We start from the raw sequence: 19,257 nt of genomic DNA, 5'->3' as shown, positions 1-19,257 counted from the left end.
CTATGATACAATTCTGAAGTATAACTATATTTATTCTGCGGCGTTGGGGGAACGATATATATGATTACTATTCTTATTGTGGAAGACGAGCAGAATATCTCCGAGCTGATCCGGATCAATCTGACCGATGCCGGGTACCACTGTATCTGTGCCTATGACGGAGCTGCGGCGGCCGGGCTGATTGAGACCGGCAGCTTCGACTTGATTCTGCTGGATATTATGCTGCCTGTCATTAACGGGTATGAGCTGCTGGAGTATATCCAGCCCCGGGATATTCCCGTGATCTTCATTACTGCAAGAGCGGGCGTGGAGGACAGGGTGAAGGGGCTTAGGCTGGGAGCGGATGATTATCTGGTGAAGCCCTTTGAGATCATTGAGCTGCTGGCCCGGGTCGAAAGCGTGCTCAGGCGCAACAAAAAAAGTGACCGTTACCTCGAAATCGCCGGTATCACCATCGACACCTTATCGAGGACCGTTAACAGAGGAGAGGAGGCGATCCCTCTGACCCTGAAGGAATATGAGCTGCTGCTGCTCTTCGTGCGGAGCAAGAACATCGCCCTGTTCCGTGAGCAGATCTATGAGAAAATATGGGGCGACGAATATATGGGCGACAGCCGGACCGTTGACCTCCATGTGCAGCGGATGCGCAAAAAGATGGGCTGGGAGGATAAAATCATCGCTGTCTATAAGGTTGGCTACCGGTTTGTGGTGAATCCATGAAGCTGTTCTGGAAGTTTTTTTTCAGTACAAGCATCATTGCGCTGTTCCTCTTCAGCCTGGGCAGCACCATCATGATCAACACCCTGTTTCAGTCGGCCTTGAAGCAGGAGACCGGCTATTCCATCCGTGAGAACGATATTCTGCGGGAGGCTCTGAAGCGTGCAGCACGGGGGCAGCCGGACAGCCGGATGAAAAGCGCGCTGGAGTCGATTACCGTAAGCACTTCGGGCGGTACCGTACCGTTCCGGGTCAGCTACAGTAATTATGAGACCCTGTATACAACCGGGGCGCCGGCAATGGATCATCAGCTGCTCCGTAAGCTGGAACGCAATACCCAAGCCCATGAAGTCGTGCCTGCGGGCGGGCAGAAGTACTTCATCCGGGTAGCCAGCTCTCTGGAATCCGGCGGGGAGACGTATTTTCTGGAGACGTACCGCGACATTACCTCCATCTTCACCAGCAGGGAGAACCAATATCAGATTGTCTACGGCCTGATCGCCGGGATGCTGGGAATCAGCTTCGTGCTGATCTCGTTCGTCGCCTATTGGCTGACAAGGCCGATTCATACGCTGGCCAAGGCCACCCTGAAGATCGCAGAGGGGGATTTCCGGCTTCCGTCCTTCCATAACAGCAATGACGAGATCGGTCAGCTCTCCAAGGCCTTCAGCCATATGTCGAAGAGTCTGGAGCGGATGGTGGGGGAGCTGGAGGAGGCGGCGCACCGGCAGGAGAATTTCATTGCCAGCTTCGCACATGAGCTGAAGACACCTATGACTTCCATCATCGGATACGCCGATATGCTGCGTTCGAGGAATATGGAGCAGGAGCAGGTGATCCGGTATGCCAATCATATTGTTCAGGAAGGAAGAAGACTGGAAGCCCTGTCGCTGACCTTAATGGAGCTGATTGTGCTGAAGAAGCAGCATTTTACGCTGAAAAAAGTCCCGGCCACCCGCTTGTTTGAATCCGTGCAGACAGCAATCGCCCCTATACTGGACCAAGAGGGGATCGGGCTGACCATGGCTGCCGAGGAGGCGCCATTATGGATTGAACCGGACCTGATGAAGACGGTGTGCCTCAATCTGCTGGATAATGCCAGGAAATCGATCGAGAGCAGCGGGCATATCTCGTTTACGGGCAAGGCTGAGGCCGGAGGATACCGAATCACTATATCAGACAACGGAAAAGGAATTGAGGAGAAGGAGCTGTCCAGAATTACAGAAGCCTTCTATATGGCGGATCAATCGCGGTCCAGAGCCAAGGGCGGTGCGGGGCTGGGACTGACCATCGCTTCGCAGATTATCGGCATTCATCAGGCCGAGATGGCTTTTGACAGTACTCCCGGTAAGGGAACCTCCGTCTCAATTCTGCTTAAGGGAGGTGGCGTATGAGCGCCTTCAGAAGGATGATCCTGTATCTGGTGCCACTCTTGCTAATGGCCTGCTCTGCGCTGCTTCCGCTGCTGTTCACCAAGATTAATGATCAGCGGGTGCTGGGACAGATCCAGATCCGGACCCTTGAAGAGCAACCAGACGGCCAGAATGTGTCCTACAGCATGATAGACAAGATGCATCTCCTCTATGAGAAAAGTATGGGTTCCCCGGACATCGTAGTCGTTCAGAATGCACAATTATCCGCGGCAGACATGGAGAAGCTTGGCGCAAATTGCCGGACCGAACTGGAGAAGCTGAGGGAGACAAGACTGTTGCCGGGAATAGAAGACGGCTTCGGCAATACTGGATATACGGGAACTTCATATACAGTCTATGATACGACGAACCCGGAGCGGGTCGTGACGTTCTATGCTATAACGCTACAGGTTCATGCGTACCGGATTTCGTTTACAGTGGATGCGGAGACCAATCAAATATACGAGCTGAACATCAATTCAGACGAAGGGGCGCTGGCCATCGATATCGGCAATGCCTATCTGCACTGGCAGACGTATACAGGTCTAAAGCTTGTACCGTCCGATGCAGAGGCTTCCGCCGGTGAGTTAGTCAGACCCAGAGCCCCTGACTCACAGGTTACACCTTTGGCGGTTTATGAGTATACCGATGGTGCGCAGAGTATTTCCTATTCTTTTTTCCTGGCCAATGACGGCAAGCGGTTTACGATTCTCCTGTCTTCATCCTCCTAAAGGGGCTGGACCGCTGAAATGATGCCAAAATGATGGGCTTATGATGAGTATTGGATGCAGACGCCTGATATTCTTGGGTTACAGAGGCGGCCGGCCGTTTCTGAATCATTCACTCAAAGGAGATCACGATGATGAAAAAAATACTTATTGCCTCTACGATTATGGCATCCCTGGCGGTTACTGCAACAGGAGCCTTCGCAGCCTCAGGAGATCTGACAATGCACGCGGTAACCGAAGCTCAGCCTGTCAAAAAAGCAATCACCGCTCCCCGGTCCGCCGCCGCGCAGACGCAACAGGGGATTGAATACACCAAGGAGATTTCCTATCTGGACAATGGCAGCGTCAACGCTGTAGTAGAGACTTGGGTTGATCCGCTTACGCAGGACAAGAGAATCGACATGATGGCCAAAGAAGATGACGGCACGATCCATCCGGTCAGCCATTATCTGAAGGAGAAGGGAACGAAATGGGTAGAGGTGTCAAGAGACAAGAGCGGGAAGGCGGTAAGCGGGAAATTCGTTAAACTGACGGCTGAGGAAGCTCTCCGTGTGGACACCTGGAAATCCTTCGCTGAGCGGCAGGCTGAGTTCGCCCGGGCCGGCTGGAAGAACGAAGGTGTTACGACAGCCAAGGACGGAACGAAACAGGTAAAGCTCTCCGGCAAGGACATGCTGGAGGAAGACCGGCAGCCGGAGGGCAGCAAGGTGGTTGTTCATGAATATGCAACGCTCGATACAGATCTGGGCCTGCCGGTGAAGCTTGAAGCCTTCGCAGAATACAATGGACAGCAGGAGAAGCAGTATTCGGTAGCTTATGAGCATAAATATGTGAATGACAAGGATGTATTTAATACATCTGGCATCCCCATGAAGGAGTATAGCCAATTACAGTGGATTCATGGCGCAGATAAGCAGTGAAACAAGGCAAAGGCCCGCGGCTGACCGCGGGCCTTGTCTTTTGCATCCATCCGGGGACTGCTGCGTTACGCGTGGACCGGCTCCGGTCTCTTGACGAGCAGCGGCGGAGGAATCAGCCAGCCTTTTTTCTTCAGCAGATGCAGGTTCTTCACGCCGATGGCTGCTTTGGTCAGATGATATTTGGCGAACAATGCGCCAATGTCCTCACGGATGGACTGGCCCATCGCCTGGCTGCACGCCACCAGCCCAACCGCCAGATTCGCTGCGATCATTGCAGCAATCTCAGGGTCTGTGAACCGTGCACCGACCGGAATATCCTCCAGTTTGGCTTCTGGCCGGTTCGGGAGCGCCGGAGCAGCAGCGATGCCTTGCTCAGCCAGCAGCGAGTCGCATTCGCTAATCTCCAGCTCCGCCTGGTCGATCATTGCTGCGATGATTTTCTTCAGATCGCTGTCTCCGGCGTGATACATATGAGCTCTGTAGCCGGATAAAGCGCCCTTTGCTGCCGTTGAGGTTTGCCACAGGGTGAAGATCTCACCATAATGCAACGGTTCATCCTTGGGGTTGCCGCCTAGAATTCCTGTCATAAGTAAGCTCCTTTACAGTTGGATTTGAACAAGGAGTAGCATACCCGCAGGAGGAGGAGATATTACAAAGCGTCGCCCTGAATTTGTTTACACGGATAAGGGGCTGCTCTTTAAGCCATAATAGGCAGATGTGAAGCCGGATGGAGGCATCGGAGCAAATGCTTATGAATGTAATCCTCGGATGGATTATTCCTTGGTGTATTGGAAGTTATTTTCTCCGCAAAGACAGCGCAGTCTTCCTTCATATCGCCCCAATTGCCATTGTAATCGCCTTTGTCTTCAACGAGGTGGGGTACCAGATGCAGTGGTGGAGAGTTACGCCAACCGGGTGGGGAGTCTTATCTATTCTTCCGTATAATCTGGGAGTATTTCCGGTGATCCCCTGTCTGCTCATCTATACGGTGAGGAGGTCATCCCTGAACCCGCTGCTCCTTCTCCTGATCTCTACGATCTGCAAAACCTTGATGGAACTCTGTCTAATGCTTGCCGGGAAAGTGATCTATGATCATGGCTGGAACCTGGGCTGGACCTTCGTGTCTTATTTGCTCGCCTGTTCGTTGTGCTTCGGCTGGTATTTAATTGTTAAAGGCAGGCTCCAAGGGTATAAATACAGCGGTTAGACCGACAATAAGCAGGATGCAAAAATAAATGAAGGTGGTTCGTCCATGAATGCGTCTCAAGCGTCCAAAGGGGAAAAAGGCTCAAAAGCAGCGTTAATTGCGCTGGCATCCATCCCGCTCATTATGACACTGGGCAACTCCATGCTGCTGCCGATTCTGCCTCAGATCTCGAAGCAGCTCGGGGTGAGCGCTTTTCAGGTCAGTATGATCATCACGGTCTATGGCCTGATTGCCATCCTGATGATTCCCATCGCCGGCTATTTGTCAGACCGCTTCGGCCGCAAAATGGTCATTCTCCCGAGCCTGATTCTGGCTGCCCTGGGTGGAGCCGGATGTGTGGCCGCGGCCTGGTTCTTCAGCGGAAGCACGGCTTATTGGATTATCCTGGCAGGACGTTTCGTCCAGGGCATTGGAGCAGCGGGTGCCTTCCCGATAGTCATTCCGTTCGTAGGCGATCTGTTCAGAGATGAGAAGGAGGTCAGCAAAGGGCTGGGGATCATCGAGACCTCCAATACCTTCGGGAAAGTGCTTAGTCCTATCCTGGGGGCTTACCTGGGCACCTTGCTGTGGTATGCTCCCTTCATCGCGATTCCTGTGCTGTGCCTAATCTCCTGCGCGCTGGTGATCTTTCTTGTCCGCACGCCCAAGAAGGATGAAGAAGCCGATAAGCAGAGCCTGCGGCAATTCCTGAGCGGAATTAAGGAAATTCTCCGCGAACGGGGCCGCTGGCTGTACGCCATCTTCGCCATCGGCGGCATCTGCATGTTTGCAACCTTCGGGGTACTGTTCTATCTATCGGAGATTCTGGAGTCCAGATATAATCTGCATGGGGCTTCCAAGGGTTTCGTGCTGGCCATCCCGCTTGCCCTGCTCTGTCTGGCCTCTTACGGGAGCGGCAAGATCATCGGCAAGAACAAACCGCTGATGAAATGGCTCGGCTTCGGCGGCATGGCACTGCTGACAGCTGCTATGCTGATCACCGGCTTCAGCCAGAACATCTATTTCATGGTGGGTCTCCTAAGCCTGGCCGGCATCGGGATCGGGGTAGTTCTCCCTTGCATGGACGCCTTGATCACGGAGGGCATCGAGAAAGAGAACCGGGGCACCATCACCTCCCTCTACAGCAGTATGAGGTTCATCGGGGTGGCGCTGGGCCCGCCGGTGGTCTCGCTGCTGATGAACCGGGGGCATTGGACGCTGTTCGGCACGATGGCCGGTGTCGGTGCTGTGGGCGGGCTGCTGAGCTTCTTCGCCGTAACTCCGAGCAAGGAGAATTCAGAAGGCGGGGGGCAAACGGATCGGAGTCCGTTCAAGGCAAAAAAGGGCGGTGTGTTGCGGCAGCGTGCGCGGTAAAGTAAGAAGGGGCGTCCCATATGGGGCGCCCCTTCTTAATGCGGAAAAGTGAATACAATCTACTGCCAGCAAGAGCGTGGGCAAAATCTACGCGAAATACCGAATATAATGGGTGCTAATACGGTGAGCGATGCGCCTCATGCTTCACAGCCAGTAACAGCTGAGAAGAAATCCTGCAACAAATGCAACATCCTACCCCCATAGAAATGGCCTATCCTGAAATCCTGCACAAATTGCAACAAATCCAGCGCTAACTTGCTCTAAACACCGGAATTTGTGCAAATAATGCAACATTACTCCCCAGCCAGTAACATGGATAAAGAAATCCTGCAAAATGTGCAACATTGCTCAGCATAGAAGCGGCTGGAACTCCAAATGTTCAGCACAGTGAAGTAGCATACCTGAAGTCTAATTTGTAGTGTTTCTTCACTCACACCTCGATAATAATCGGCAGGATCATCGGACGGCGCTTCGTGCGCTCATACAGGAATTTGCTGAGCGTGTCCTTCAGCGTCTGCTTGATCAGGCTCCATTGGCCGAGATCGGCACTGCTCATTTTCTGCAGTGTGGTCTTGACGAGCTGGTTGATCTCATCCATCAGGTTGTCCGAATTGCGGACATAGATGAATCCGCGGGAGATCGTATCCGGCTCATTCAGCAGCCGTCCGTCGGCCTGGCTTAAGGTAATGACCGTAATCAGCACTCCGTCAGCCGAGAGCTGGCGGCGGTCCCGCAGCACCACATTGCCGATATCGCCGATTCCCAGCCCGTCCACGAAGATCTGTCCCGCTGTAATCCGGCCCGACTGGCGGACCACACCGTCTGCCGATTCCACCAGATCACCGTTCTTCAGCAGGAAAATATGGTCGCCCCGCACCCCGACCCCTTCAGCCAGCAGCCGGTGATGATGCAGCATCCGGTATTCGCCGTGAATCGGAATGAAATACTCCGGCTTCATCAGGGTCAGCATCAGCTTCAATTCCTCCTGACTGCCGTGGCCGGAGACATGCAGCTCGCTGCGTGAGCCATAGATGACCTTGGCCCCGAGGATATAGAGATTATCGACAATCCGCGATACATTGCGTTCATTGCCCGGGATTGGATTCGCTGCAAGCAGCACCGTATCCCCGGCCTGAATCTCCATCTGCCGGTTGCTGGCATTGGCCAGGCGCGATAAGGCAGCCATCGGCTCACCCTGGCTGCCCGTACATAGTACGGCAACCTGCTCCGGCGGCAGCTTGGCGGCTTCCGCAGGCTCGACCAGCATTCCCTCTGGGATGTTGAGATAGCCCAGATCTCTGGAGACGTTGACCACGTTGACCATGCTCCGGCCCAGCAGGGCCAGCTTGCGCCCGGTAAGTCCGGCAGCATCGACAATCTGCTGGAGCCGGTGGACGTTGGAGGCGAAGGTCGAGACGAAGATCCGGCGCTCGGCGTGCTTGAAGGCTTCCTCCATATGCGCGCCGACCAGCTGCTCGGAGGGGGTGAAGCCGGGCCGTTCCGCATTCGTACTCTCAGAGAGCAGAAAGCGGACGCCTCTGGTGCCGATTTCAGCCATTTTGTGAATATCAGGGTATTGCTTGTTCACCGGGGTCATATCGAATTTGAAATCTCCCGTATGGACAACCGTGCCTTCAGGCGTATCGAACACCACGCCCAGACAGTCCGGAATACTGTGGTTGGTCCGGAAGAAGGTGGCCGTCACCGCACCGAAGGTCAGTGCCGAATCGGCATCAATGCAGTGAAGCTGGGCATCCCGCAGCAGCCCGTGCTCCTTCAGCTTGGTCTCGATCAGACCGAGGGTCAGACGGGAGGCATAGAGCGGGATATTCATCTGCTTAAGCAGATAAGGAATGCCGCCGATATGGTCTTCATGTCCGTGGGTGACAATCAGAGCCCGAACTTTATCCTTATTGTCCAGCAGGTAGGCGATGTCGGGAATGATCAGGTCAATCCCCAGCAGGCTCTCATCAGGGAATTTGGACCCGCAGTCAATGGCGATAATATCGTCCCCGTATTGCAGCATGTACATATTCTTGCCTATCTCATGGACACCGCCCAGGGCGGCAATCCATAAACGTTCTTTTGCCATGGTTACAAACCTCCTCGTAGCGTTCTTCTTATTATGTTTGGAGGAGGAGCCAACTATCCGGGACCGGGGAAGTTTCTTGTTTCTTCACAATCCTAATATAACATGGTATATTAGGTTATGTCTTTCCGAGAGAAAGCGGTAATGGAGGTGCTTGACCATGGCGGGCGACTCAGGCTCGATGCCGATGTACGAGAAGATTTTTCAGACGCTGCGCGAGCGGATCAACAAGAATGAATATAAAGCCGGGGAACGGGTGCCCTCGGAGAAAGAGCTCTGCAATGAGTTCGGAGTGAGCCGGATTACCTCTAAAAAAGCACTAAAGATGCTGGCCGATGAACATCTGATTGTCCGCCAGCCGGGCAGGGGATCATTCGTAGCGGATGCGAATTCCTTAGTTATGAAACCGTTTGAACTTCCGCAGACGGTGCGGACAACCGGCAAGAAACGGATTATCGGACTGGTGATTACCCATTTCAGTGATATGTATGGAACCGAGCTGATCTACGGGATGGAAGAGGCCTCGCGTGACCATGACGCCTTCCTCGTCGTCCGGCGGTCCTTCGGGATTCCGGAGCTGGAGGAGAAGGCGATACAGCAATTGCTGGGACTCGGTGTAGACGGGCTGATTATTTTCCCGGCACAAGGTGAATATTTCAGTGCGGAGATCCTGAAGCTGGTGATTCAGAAGTTCCCGTTCGTGATGATTGACAGGTACTTGAAGGGAATTCCGGCTTCCTCTGTGAGCACCGACAATATTCAAGCGGCCAAGGAGGCCACCCGCTATCTGTTCGGGCTGGGACATCGCCATATCGGATTCCTGGCGCCGCCCCCGGCGAATACAACGGCTATTGAGGAACGCATTGAAGGAATTATCGAAGCCCATGTGGAGCAGAACTTACTGGTGAACCGTGAATTATGGATGGAGACGATCACCTCTACGATGCCGAATGTGTTTGACCCGCAGGCCCGCATAGAGGATGTGGACAGGCTGGTCGAGCATCTCCGCCAGCATCCCCAGATAACCGCCCTGTTCGCTGCCGAATATAACATCGCGCTGCTGGTGGAGGAGGCGGCCGGCCGGCTGGGCTTGCGGATTCCGGAGGACTTATCGGTCATCTGCTTCGACAGTCCCGAGCCGCATGAGGGCTGCCGGATTACGCATATGCGGCAGAATCAGTTCAGCATCGGCAAACAGGCGTTCGAGAATGTGCTTACCATGCAAGGGAATGAACAGCCGATTACCCGCATTCTTCTGCCGGCGGTATTAGTGACAGGCCGGTCTACCGCGCAGGTCCGCAAGTAATGAGCTTACTGCGACAGACAGCTTTAATCATAATCGAAATGAAATGAGCCTTCGTTACGAAGGCTTTTTTGCTGCGTTCACCATCCAATCGAACATTATTAATATACCAATAGAACATACTATTCTATAAATATACCAATAATATATTGACATATTAATATTATTTGTTTACTATGATGAAAGCGTTTGAAATCATGATATATACCATTTGGAGGTGCAACATACACTCTTGAAGCTGCAGAATGAAATTCCCAAGTCTGTACATGATTTGATCGGCAAAGTAAAGGGACAGCTGCCAGACTCTTCCAAGCTGGCCAAGATGTTTGAGGACTGCATTATCAATACTATTGGCACGACTATTTCGCAGAAAGCGGATGGCACCACCTTCGTTATAACAGGTGATATACCAGCTATGTGGCTGCGTGATTCCGCTGCCCAGGTTCGTCCGTATCTGCTGCTTGCTGCAGAGGACCCGAACATGGAAGCGATGATCGCGGGGCTGGTGAAGCGGCAGATGAACTATGTTCTGCTCGATCCGTATGCCAATGCCTTCAATGAGGAGGCGAACGGCCACGGCCACCAATCGGATCTTACCGCTATGAATCCGTGGATCTGGGAGCGCAAGTATGAGATTGATTCGCTGGCATATCCGATCCAGCTCAGCTATCTGCTCTGGAAGAACAGCGGCTGCGTCACGCAGTTTGATGAGGCCTTCCGCAAGGCCGCGCTTGAAATTATCAAGCTGTGGAGAGTGGAGCAGCATCATGAGACGGAGTCGCCCTATACGTTCCAGCGGCTGGATGCACCGCTCACGGATACCTTGACCCGGGAGGGCAAGGGCAGTGAGACGGCTTACACCGGGATGACCTGGTCGGGCTTCCGGCCAAGCGATGATTGCTGTGAGTATGGCTATCTGGTGCCGTCCAATATGTTCGCGGTGGTAGTCCTGCGCTATCTTGAAGAGATCGCCCAAGAGATCTACGGGGATCAGGAGCTTGCGGCCGCTGCCCAGAAGCTGGGCCAGGAGATCAACCAGGGGATTCAGGAGCATGGCATCTATAATCATCCGGTCTACGGGAGAATCTATGCTTATGAGACGGATGGGCTGGGCCACTATAATCTGATGGATGATGCCAATGTGCCAAGCCTCCTGTCCTTGCCTTACCTCGGCTACACCGACGAGAATGACGAGGTGTACCGCAATACCCGGAGATTCATCCTTAGCGAGGACAATCCTTATTACTATAAAGGACAGATCGCTGAAGGCATTGGCAGCCCACATACCCCGGAAGGGTATATCTGGCACATCGCCTTGTCGATGCAAGGACTTACGTCGCCGGAGCGCTGTGAGAAGGAACGCTTACTGCAATTGATCCAGGACACAGATGGTGGAACAGGCCTGACGCATGAAGGCTTCTCCGTCGATGATGCTACAGCCTTCACCCGTCCATGGTTCTCCTGGTCGAATATGCTGTTCAGTGAGCTGATTATGGATGTTTGCGGATTGCGGGTAGTGAAGTAGAATTCCTCGCTGAAACGGCGTCGTCCTTCCAAGGACGGCAAAGCCGTTTCCGCTTGAGGCTTTTATGAAAGCGTTAAAATATAACAATTTATATGTTGCACACGATAACTTATCCACTTGTGAAACTACAATCAAAGGGGCACAGACCAAATGAAAGCAAATAAACTTAAAGTTTCGATGACTGCGGCAATGGCTTCGCTTCTTCTGTTAACAACAGCCTGTTCAAGCGGCAATTCCAATTCCGGTTCGGGCACAGCCGAAGGAAAGCAGGAGGTCACGATTACCTTCCGTTCGTCCGGTTCAGAGGATACATTGACGAAATATTTTGAATCCGGCCTGATTGAGAAGTTCGAAACGGACAACCCGGATATCAAGATCAAGATCGCTCCGGTGCTGGCCAGTGAAGGGGATTACACCTCCAAGATCGTCCTGCAGATGAAGTCGCCCGATACCGCGCCGGACATTGTAGCCGAAGATACCTCCATTATTAAATCGGATGCCGCAGCCGGATATCTGGAGCCGCTCGATACACAGGTGGCGGGCTGGAGTGACTGGAAGGACAAGTTCATTGAGAATCTTAAGGCTGGTGTGACCGGTGAGGACGGCAAAATCTACGGTATTCCTGCGACCTCAGATACACGCGGCATCTGGTATAACAAGGAACTGCTGGCGCAAGCGGGATTACCGGTACCGTTCAAGCCTGCGAATTGGGATGAGGTGCTGGAAGCAGCGCGTACCATCAAGGATAAGCTGCCGGGCGTAACCCCGTTGAATATGATCGTAGGCAAATCGAGCGGTGAAGGCGTAACGATGCAGACGCTGGAGATGCTTCTCTATGGTACGAACGACACGCTCTACAACGATGAAACCAAGAAATGGGTTGTCAGCAGCCCTGGACTATTAGATTCCTTCAAATTCATTGATCAGTTGTTCAATGTAGATAAGACAGGACCGACGATGCAGGTAGCGCTGAACGGACAAGCCGGCAGCATTGCCTTCCAGCAGCTGTTCCCGCAAGGTAAGCTGGCGATGGCTGTAGACGGAAGCTGGGCCGGATCGACCTGGTTCGAGAACGGTGCGGCACCGATTGAGAATGTAGCAGACAAAATGGGCTTCGCGCCATTCCCGACGCAGAACGGACAAGAGCCTGGAGCCATCACCATGTCCGGCGGCTGGGCCTGGTCGATTCCGGCACAATCGCAGAACAAGGAAGCTGCGTGGAAGTTCATGGAGTTCCTGATGAACCAGGAGAATGCGACCGGACGCGTAATGGCCGAGGGGAACCTGAGCCCGCGTAATGACTCTGTGGACGTAGCAGGCTATACCGACCGCACGTATACCGCCGAAGCGCAGGCCTTGCTGGAGGTGGCGAAATTCCGCCCGGCCAATGACGAGTACGCTACCGTATCCGCCCAGCTTCAGAGCATTGTCGAGAGCATTGCTTCCGGCAAGCTGTCACCGGAGGATGCTGTGAAGCAACTGAAGGACAATGTAGTCCGCGCGCTTGGCGAAGATAAAGTAGAAGTCAAATAGAGGAATTGAGAATTCGAGCGCAGAGGAGAAGCGATTCTCCTCTTTCGGATTTGGAGGGGGAGTGACCTATGAAAAGGAAGCCACGGGGCGCATTTTTATTCTTGACGCCTTCTGTCTTGCTGCTGCTGATATTCTTTATCGTACCGATTATTCTGACCATTTGCTTCGCCTTCACCAATATGGCTCTGACGGGCAGTGCCGCCCGTAATCTGCAATTCATCGGCTTCCAGAACTTTACCAATATGTTCCAGGACCCGGATTTCCGGATTAGTGTCTGGAGAACGCTGGTGTTCCTGATTTTCTCAGCGGTCATCGGGCAGGTTGTACTCGGCTTCATTCTGGCCTTATTAATGAAAGAGAAGAATATAACCTTCCGCCGGATCATCGGCATTATTGTAATTGCGGGCTGGGTGACACCGGAGATCGTAGTCGCCTTCTGTATGGTAGCGTTCTTCAGTGATAACGGGACCTTGAATCAGATCATCGGCTGGTTCGGCATTAGCCCGGTCTCCTGGCTGTTCAGCTTCCCGATGGTGAGTGTCATCATTGCCAACATCTGGCACGGCACCGCGTTCTCGATGATGGTCTATCAATCTGCGCTGGATGAGATTCCTAAGGATATTGAGGAGGCCGCCACGATTGACGGGGCAAGCAGCTTCAAGACTCTGAGTTATATTACTATTCCTATGGTCAAAGGCTCGATCGTCACCAACATGATGCTCGTCACGCTGCAGACTCTGGGCGTGTTCACTCTGATCTATACCATGACCGGAGGGGGGCCGGGAACGGCCACTCAGACCTTGCCGGTATTTATGTACAACCAGGCCTTCGTCAATTATCAGTTCGGATACGGCACCGCGATCTCGCTCGTGCTGCTGGTGATCGGAATTGTTGCAAGCTTGTTCTATATGAAATCCATGAAAGTCAAGGTCTAACCCTGAAGGAGGTGCATCACTGTGGTCAAGCATAGGCTTCAACGTAATATCCAATACGGGATTCTGGTGGTTCTGGGACTCTGCTTCCTGCTGCCGTTATTCTGGATTCTGCTCGCTTCGTTTGATACAAATGCCCAGCAGGGTATTAAATTTCCCAATTTCACGCTCGATAACTTCTCGGCAGTGCTCGGGGACAGCGGCAATCTGCGCTCGTTCGGCGTAGGGATCATCCTCTCCGGCGGGCAGGCGACCTTAGTCGTCCTTGCCTCCGTATTGGCTGCGTACCCTTTATCCCGTTATGAGATGCGCTTCAAAAAAAGCTTCCTGCTCAGCATCCTCTTCATGACGGCTCTGCCGATTACAGCGGTTATGGTTCCGGTATTTCAAATGTTCCTGTTCTTCAAGCTGCAGAACTCGATCTTCGCGACCATGCTCTTCCTCACATCCTCCTCGCTTCCTTACGGGATCTGGATGATGAAAAGCTTCATGGATTCCGTGCCGATTGACCTGGAGGAAGCGGCCTGGATTGACGGCGCCTCGGTCTGGGGCGGATTACGGAGAATCGTTGCTCCGCTCATGCTGCCGGGGATCGCGACGATTGCGATTTTCACCTTCTCAGGCAGCTGGGGCAACTTCTTCGTGCCGTATATCCTGCTCCAGACACCGGAGAAGCTGCCGGCCTCAGTTACGATCTATCAATTCTTCGGCAGCCACGGCATGGTCGAATATGGCAGACTTGCTGCCTTCTCATTGCTCTACACGATGCCTTCCGTAGTGCTGTATATGTTCTCCCAGCGGTATATGTCCAAGGGGTTCAGCATGGGCGGAGCAACAAAAGGATAAGGGATAATGGAGGATTACACCAATGGCTAAGCGCAAAACCGCACATATCATCTCGCACACCCACTGGGACCGCGAATGGTATATGCCTTATGAACATCATCATCTGTTATTGATTGAACTGATGGATAAGCTTCTAGATACGCTTGATCAAGATCCGGATTACCGCTATTTCCATCTGGACGGACAGACCATTATCCGCGAGGATTATCTTCAGGTCCGCCCGGAGCAGAGAGAGCGGCTGGACCGCTATATCCGGGAAGGACGCATTCATTTCGGTCCGTGGTACGTGCTCCAGGACGAGTTCCTGACCAGCGGGGAGGCGAATCTGCGCAACCTGCTGATCGGGCATATGGATGCAAGACCCTTCGGGATTATCTCCAAAACCGGCTACTTCCCCGACTCCTTCGGCAACATGGGGCAGGCACCGCAAATTCTCCAGCAGGCCGGGATAACGAATGCCATCTTCGGGCGCGGCGTGAAGCCAACCGGCTTCAATAATGAAGTCAGTGAGACGGATTCCTACGAGTCTCCTTATTCCGAGATGATCTGGCGTTCCCCGGACGGCTCGGAGGTGCTGGGCGTGCTGTTCGCCAACTGGTATTGCAACGGCATGGAGGTTCCGGCCGACCCGGTTGCCGCCAAGGCCTATTGGGACAAGAATCTTGCGGACGCGGAGAAGTTCGCTTCTACCCCGCATCTGCTGTTTATGAACGGCTGCGATCACCAGCCGATTCAGACCGATCTGTCCGAGGCGATCCGCACGGCTTCCAGCTTGTATCCCGATGTAGAGTTCGTACACTCCAATTTCGACGATTACCTGAAGGCACTGGAAGACAATCTTCCCGGCGATCTGGTGACAGTGGAAGGGGAGCTGCGCAGCCAGCATACGGATGGATGGGGCACACTGGTCAACACGGCCTCCTCGCGGGTGTATCTGAAGCAATTGAACCAGTCTGGCCAGACCTTACTGGAAAAGGTGGCTGAGCCATTGGCGGCATTCGCCGCGCTGGCCGGGGTAGAGGCCTACCCGCATCACCTGCTGACGTATGCGTGGAAGACCTTAATGCAGAATCATCCGCATGACAGCATCTGCGGCTGCAGCGTGGATGAGGTGCACCGCGAGATGGTGACCCGGTTCGCCAAGAGCAGCCAGATGGCTGAGGCGATTGCCGCTAAGAGCGCGGCTGCACTTACGGAAGCCATTGATCTGGCTGGAGTAGCAGCCTGGGGAGCTGAGGCGGTTCCGTTCACCGTATTTAATACCAGCGGCTGGTCCAGAACCGGGATGGTTACGGTGGAGCTGATTACGGTCAAGAAATACTTCCCTGAAGGACCTAACCCGCAGACTCTGGCCAGAGCGCTTGCACAGGAGCCGCTGGGCGAATGGCAGGTTATGGACGAAGAGGGCAAGCTGTACCCGGCCCGCATTGAGGATCTTGGCGTTCACTTCGGGTACGAGCTGCCCAAGGACCGCTTCCGCCAGCCTTATATGGCGCGCAAGGTCCGGGTGAGCTTCCCGGCAGCGGATGTGGCTGCGCTTGGTTACCGTACCTATGCGTTGGTTCCCGCTGAGGCAGCCGCCGGAGCGGAAGCAGCCGTGTTGGATAGTGTAAGTGTGCAAGGCAACACGATGGAGAACAGTAAGCTTATCGTTGCGGTTGCAAGTAATGGTACCGTAACTGTTACAGACAAGCAGTCAGGAGCGGTCTATGCCGGACTGAACGCCTACGAGAACACCGGCGACATCGGCAATGAATATGTGTACCGCCAGCCGGAAGGCAGCGGGGTGCTGACCACCGAAGGCTTGACAGCTGAGATTTCAGTCAAGGAGCAGTCCCCGGCGCGTGTGGTGATGGAGACGGTGCTGCGCTGGGAGGTTCCGGCCAGTGCAGATGAGACCTTCCTCACCGAGAAGCGGGAGATGGTTCCGTTCACGGAGCGTACCGCGCAGCGTTCGGCTCGGATGGTGCCGCTTGTGTTGACCACACACTATACCTTGGAAGCTGGAAGCGGAATGGTACAGGTAAGCACCAGCTTCAACAATCAGGCCAAGGATCAGCGGCTCAGAGCCTTGTTCCCTACAGGTCTTGAAGCGGATCACCACTATGCGGATTCTGTATTCGAGGTGGCCAGGCGCAATAACCGGCCTGCGGCGGAATGGATCAATCCGAGCAACGCCCAGCATCAGCAGGTCTTCGTCAGCGTAGCGGACGGAGTCCATGGACTTGCCGTTGCGAACAAAGGCCTGAACGAATATGAAGTGCTGCTGGACGGCAAAAACACCATTGCCGTAACCCTGCTGCGCTCATCCTCTGAGTTGGGGGATTGGGGCGTATTCGAGACACCGGAGGCACAGTGCCTGGGCGGGCAAACGGTAGAATATGCGATCATCCCTTATACGGGTGATGGTGCGGTATCCGGTGCCTATGCACAGGCCTACCAATACCAGATTCCGTGGACCGTCCTTCAAACGCAAGGCCCGGCAACACGTGTCCCGGCCGTGAACGGACAACCGCATTCGGGCGGAGTAACCCTGCCGGTATCCGGGCAATGGTTAAGCTGGAACTCCGAGGCTTCACCGCTGGCCTTCTCAACCCTGAAGATGGCTGAGGAGACAGGCGACCTTGTGGCCCGCTGGTACAATCTGGGCGGCGAACCGGCAGAGCTCAAGGTAGAGCCTGCCTTCAGCGCAGAGGCTGTCTACGAGAGCGATGTGCTGGAGCGCCGGGTCTCGAAGCTTGCTGCGGCGGAGCAGACGGTGGAAGGCTACAAGATCGTTACCCGGGTGTACGAGTTAGAGAAATAGGCCATACAGCTTGAATGGAAATTGAAGATAAGCGGTACAACCTGGAAGCTCATTCAGGAATGAGCCTTGGGTTTGTGCCGCTTTTTTGGTGCGCAATCCGGACAGTCTGAAGATTAAGTGGATTAAGTGGATTAAGTGGATTAAGTGGATTTGACGGATACAGATATCCAGTCCAATCCCACTCACTGTGAATATACTAACGTATATCAATGGGACAGGGGGGGCGTAGATGATGGTATGGAACAGCAGCAGACCTGTGTTTGAGACGGATGAGCGGGGGACGCATCTGAATACCGCTTGGGAAGGGCATCGCAGATTCGGCTATGACTTGGTCCGACATATGCAGCCGAACCGGGTGGTGGAGTTAGGAACTTATTATGGAGCTTCTCACTTCGCCTTCTGTCAGGCAGTCAAGGATCATGGGCTTGCAACGGAATGCTACGCAATCGATACATGGCTGGGGGACCAGCATTCGGGACTGTACGATGAATCCTGTTACCAGTCCGTGTTATCCTCGTCGGGCACCTATTACCCCGGGATCTCCCATCTGCTGCGCATGACCTTCGATGAGGCATTGCTTCAATTTGCTGACGGAAGCATCGACTTGCTGCATATTGACGGTCTCCACACTTATGAGGCGGTCAAGCATGATTATGAGTCATGGCTGCCGAAGCTGGCGGTGAACGGCGTTATTCTGTTCCATGATATTGCGGCGATGCTGGACGACTTCGGCGTATACCGCTACTGGGAAGAGCTGCAGATGCAGTACTATGCAGTACAATTTGAGCATAGCTATGGACTTGGCATTCTGATGCCCAAGGGCTGCTCCCCGGTAACCTTGTACATGCACGCTAACTGGAATGTAATCAAGCCGCTGTATCCTTAAGTTACCCCTAATTTAGCAATGTCCGGGAGCAGCCGTTTGATTCCGTCTCCACACGGGTAAAATAGAGTCAAACAACCCAGAGGAGAAAGGTGGTACATCTTATGCTGTGGGGACTCATTGGACTCGTAGTGGCAGTCTGGCTGTTCGGCTTCATCTTTAACTTCATGGGTAACCTGATCCATTTGCTGCTGTTCGTAGCAGCGGTGTTGTTCGTGGTTAACCTGTTCCGGGGACGCTCCCGGAGATAAGACATCTATTAATGGAATACGTATAGAACATGAGGCATGTGCCCCTGCAGCTTGGGAGGCATGTGCTTTTTGGTGTGGCGGCGGGCAGGTCTGGACACCCATCCCCCGGATGCCTATAATGGATGAAAATGCATTTTTGGAGGACAAGCAATGCGTAAACCGATCATCGCCGTCGATATGGACGATACCATCTGCCATCTCGTCAAACGGGCGATCTACCACAACAATATTGATTTTCCTACGCATCCGCTTCGGTACGAGGATATGACGGACTGGAACACGGACCACCTGCGTCACCCGGACAGCACGATGGAGCTTTTTTTCGGGAGACCCGGCTTATATGAGGAACTGGAGCTGTTCGATGAATATGTAGTGGAAGAGATGGAGAAGCTTCACCATGCGTATGATGTCATCATTGTTACGGCGGCTGCGCCGAAGACGGTGGGTGAGAAATGGAACTGGCTGCAGAAGCATATGCCGTATATCCCGCCTGAGAATTTCTTCACCGCGCGGCGCAAGCATCTGATCGCTTACGATCTACTGATTGATGACGGCCCGCATAATCTGTTACCCGCTGTACAGGCCGGAAGAAAGGTGCTGTGCATTCCGCATCCCTGGAACCTGCGGGCACGGGAGGAGTATGCTTTTCCATTGATGACTTCCTGGCGGGGGGCGAAGGAACGGGTGGATGAGATGCTGCTGGTCTAGCCGCTGCTGCGATTCATCAGGTGTCGAATATTATCATTATTTGC

17 protein-coding genes are annotated in these 19,257 nt (G+C 53.7%); 15 read left to right on the top strand and 2 right to left on the bottom strand.

The window, feature by feature from the left end:
- The first annotated feature begins 60 nt into the window (after positions 1-60).
- The 4 genes from MHI24_RS06980 (at position 61) to MHI24_RS06965 (ending at position 3,777) form a co-directional block, all read left to right on the top strand.
- Positions 61-720: a response regulator transcription factor gene (locus tag MHI24_RS06980; RefSeq protein WP_340024866.1), complete on the top strand. Its 660-nt coding sequence runs from the start codon at positions 61-63 to the stop codon at positions 718-720.
- The gene (locus tag MHI24_RS06975; protein ID WP_340024865.1) at positions 717-2,111 is read left to right on the top strand and encodes an ATP-binding protein; all 1,395 of its coding nucleotides are present in this window, start codon (positions 717-719) and stop codon (positions 2,109-2,111) included. Before MHI24_RS06980 ends, MHI24_RS06975 begins: the two co-directional genes overlap by 4 nt.
- Positions 2,108-2,860 carry a hypothetical protein gene (locus MHI24_RS06970; protein WP_340024864.1) on the top strand — a complete coding sequence of 251 codons (753 nt, stop codon included), beginning with the start codon at positions 2,108-2,110 and terminating at the stop codon, positions 2,858-2,860. Before MHI24_RS06975 ends, MHI24_RS06970 begins: the two co-directional genes overlap by 4 nt.
- A 128-nt stretch (positions 2,861-2,988) precedes the next feature.
- On the top strand, positions 2,989-3,777 hold the full coding sequence (locus tag MHI24_RS06965; RefSeq protein ID WP_340024863.1) for a hypothetical protein: 789 nt from the start codon (positions 2,989-2,991) through the stop codon (positions 3,775-3,777).
- 65 nt (positions 3,778-3,842) lie between these two features.
- On the opposite strand, the gene MHI24_RS06960 is transcribed toward MHI24_RS06965, so the two are convergent.
- A complete protein-coding gene (locus MHI24_RS06960; RefSeq protein ID WP_340024862.1) occupies positions 3,843-4,364 on the bottom strand; it encodes a DUF3231 family protein in 522 nt (173 codons plus the stop codon).
- A gap of 158 nt (positions 4,365-4,522) precedes the next feature.
- Between MHI24_RS06960 and MHI24_RS06955 the strand changes: the two genes are divergently transcribed.
- Both MHI24_RS06955 and MHI24_RS06950 read left to right on the top strand, forming a co-directional pair.
- The gene (locus MHI24_RS06955) at positions 4,523-4,984 is read left to right on the top strand and encodes a CBO0543 family protein (protein ID WP_340024861.1); all 462 of its coding nucleotides are present in this window, start codon (positions 4,523-4,525) and stop codon (positions 4,982-4,984) included.
- A gap of 45 nt (positions 4,985-5,029) precedes the next feature.
- Positions 5,030-6,337: an MFS transporter gene (locus MHI24_RS06950; protein WP_340024860.1), complete on the top strand. Its 1,308-nt coding sequence runs from the start codon at positions 5,030-5,032 to the stop codon at positions 6,335-6,337.
- Positions 6,338-6,767: 430 nt separating this feature from the next.
- Here MHI24_RS06950 and MHI24_RS06945 read toward each other — a convergent pair whose 3' ends face one another.
- A complete protein-coding gene (locus MHI24_RS06945; RefSeq protein WP_340024859.1) occupies positions 6,768-8,429 on the bottom strand; it encodes a ribonuclease J in 1,662 nt (553 codons plus the stop codon).
- 157 nt (positions 8,430-8,586) lie between these two features.
- Here MHI24_RS06945 and MHI24_RS06940 point away from each other — a divergent pair, with 157 nt between their 5' ends.
- The 9 genes from MHI24_RS06940 (at position 8,587) to MHI24_RS06900 (ending at position 19,213) form a co-directional block, all read left to right on the top strand.
- The gene (locus MHI24_RS06940) at positions 8,587-9,732 is read left to right on the top strand and encodes a GntR family transcriptional regulator (protein ID WP_340024858.1); all 1,146 of its coding nucleotides are present in this window, start codon (positions 8,587-8,589) and stop codon (positions 9,730-9,732) included.
- A gap of 235 nt (positions 9,733-9,967) precedes the next feature.
- Positions 9,968-11,254, top strand: coding sequence for a glycoside hydrolase family 125 protein (locus tag MHI24_RS06935; protein WP_340026624.1), 1,287 nt, complete (start codon positions 9,968-9,970; stop codon positions 11,252-11,254).
- Positions 11,255-11,404: 150 nt separating this feature from the next.
- Positions 11,405-12,787 (top strand): extracellular solute-binding protein, encoded by a 1,383-nt coding sequence (locus MHI24_RS06930; protein WP_340024857.1) that lies wholly within the window; start codon positions 11,405-11,407, stop codon positions 12,785-12,787.
- 68 nt (positions 12,788-12,855) lie between these two features.
- Entirely contained in the window at positions 12,856-13,722 is an 867-nt protein-coding gene (locus tag MHI24_RS06925) for a sugar ABC transporter permease (protein WP_340024855.1), read from the top strand.
- A 21-nt stretch (positions 13,723-13,743) separates the two neighbouring features.
- The gene (locus MHI24_RS06920; RefSeq protein ID WP_209871669.1) at positions 13,744-14,565 is read left to right on the top strand and encodes a carbohydrate ABC transporter permease; all 822 of its coding nucleotides are present in this window, start codon (positions 13,744-13,746) and stop codon (positions 14,563-14,565) included.
- 22 nt (positions 14,566-14,587) lie between these two features.
- A complete protein-coding gene (locus MHI24_RS06915; protein ID WP_340024853.1) occupies positions 14,588-17,371 on the top strand; it encodes an alpha-mannosidase in 2,784 nt (927 codons plus the stop codon).
- 232 nt (positions 17,372-17,603) lie between these two features.
- A complete protein-coding gene (locus tag MHI24_RS06910; protein WP_340026623.1) occupies positions 17,604-18,257 on the top strand; it encodes a class I SAM-dependent methyltransferase in 654 nt (217 codons plus the stop codon).
- 101 nt (positions 18,258-18,358) lie between these two features.
- Positions 18,359-18,505, top strand: coding sequence for a lmo0937 family membrane protein (locus tag MHI24_RS06905; RefSeq protein WP_340024852.1), 147 nt, complete (start codon positions 18,359-18,361; stop codon positions 18,503-18,505).
- Positions 18,506-18,655: 150 nt separating this feature from the next.
- On the top strand, positions 18,656-19,213 hold the full coding sequence (locus MHI24_RS06900) for a hypothetical protein (RefSeq protein ID WP_340024850.1): 558 nt from the start codon (positions 18,656-18,658) through the stop codon (positions 19,211-19,213).
- Positions 19,214-19,257: the final 44 nt, after the last annotated feature.

The organism is Paenibacillus sp. FSL K6-1096 (assembly GCF_037977055.1).
Classification (GTDB): Bacteria; Bacillota; Bacilli; order Paenibacillales; family Paenibacillaceae; genus Paenibacillus_AQ.
The sequence above is the reverse complement of the archived record's forward strand: the minus strand, read 5'-3'. Positions and strand labels throughout refer to the sequence as shown.

Coding starts and splice junctions, on each gene's coding strand:
- MHI24_RS06980 (WP_340024866.1), top strand. CDS start 61: ATGATTACTATTCTTATTGTGGAAGACGAGCAGAATATCTCCGAGCTG.
- MHI24_RS06975 (WP_340024865.1), top strand. CDS start 717: ATGAAGCTGTTCTGGAAGTTTTTTTTCAGTACAAGCATCATTGCGCTG.
- MHI24_RS06970 (WP_340024864.1), top strand. CDS start 2,108: ATGAGCGCCTTCAGAAGGATGATCCTGTATCTGGTGCCACTCTTGCTA.
- MHI24_RS06965 (WP_340024863.1), top strand. CDS start 2,989: ATGATGAAAAAAATACTTATTGCCTCTACGATTATGGCATCCCTGGCG.
- MHI24_RS06960 (WP_340024862.1), bottom strand. CDS start 4,364: ATGACAGGAATTCTAGGCGGCAACCCCAAGGATGAACCGTTGCATTAT.
- MHI24_RS06955 (WP_340024861.1), top strand. CDS start 4,523: ATGCTTATGAATGTAATCCTCGGATGGATTATTCCTTGGTGTATTGGA.
- MHI24_RS06950 (WP_340024860.1), top strand. CDS start 5,030: ATGAATGCGTCTCAAGCGTCCAAAGGGGAAAAAGGCTCAAAAGCAGCG.
- MHI24_RS06945 (WP_340024859.1), bottom strand. CDS start 8,429: ATGGCAAAAGAACGTTTATGGATTGCCGCCCTGGGCGGTGTCCATGAG.
- MHI24_RS06940 (WP_340024858.1), top strand. CDS start 8,587: ATGGCGGGCGACTCAGGCTCGATGCCGATGTACGAGAAGATTTTTCAG.
- MHI24_RS06930 (WP_340024857.1), top strand. CDS start 11,405: ATGAAAGCAAATAAACTTAAAGTTTCGATGACTGCGGCAATGGCTTCG.
- MHI24_RS06925 (WP_340024855.1), top strand. CDS start 12,856: ATGAAAAGGAAGCCACGGGGCGCATTTTTATTCTTGACGCCTTCTGTC.
- MHI24_RS06915 (WP_340024853.1), top strand. CDS start 14,588: ATGGCTAAGCGCAAAACCGCACATATCATCTCGCACACCCACTGGGAC.
- MHI24_RS06910 (WP_340026623.1), top strand. CDS start 17,604: ATGGTATGGAACAGCAGCAGACCTGTGTTTGAGACGGATGAGCGGGGG.
- MHI24_RS06905 (WP_340024852.1), top strand. CDS start 18,359: ATGCTGTGGGGACTCATTGGACTCGTAGTGGCAGTCTGGCTGTTCGGC.
- MHI24_RS06900 (WP_340024850.1), top strand. CDS start 18,656: ATGCGTAAACCGATCATCGCCGTCGATATGGACGATACCATCTGCCAT.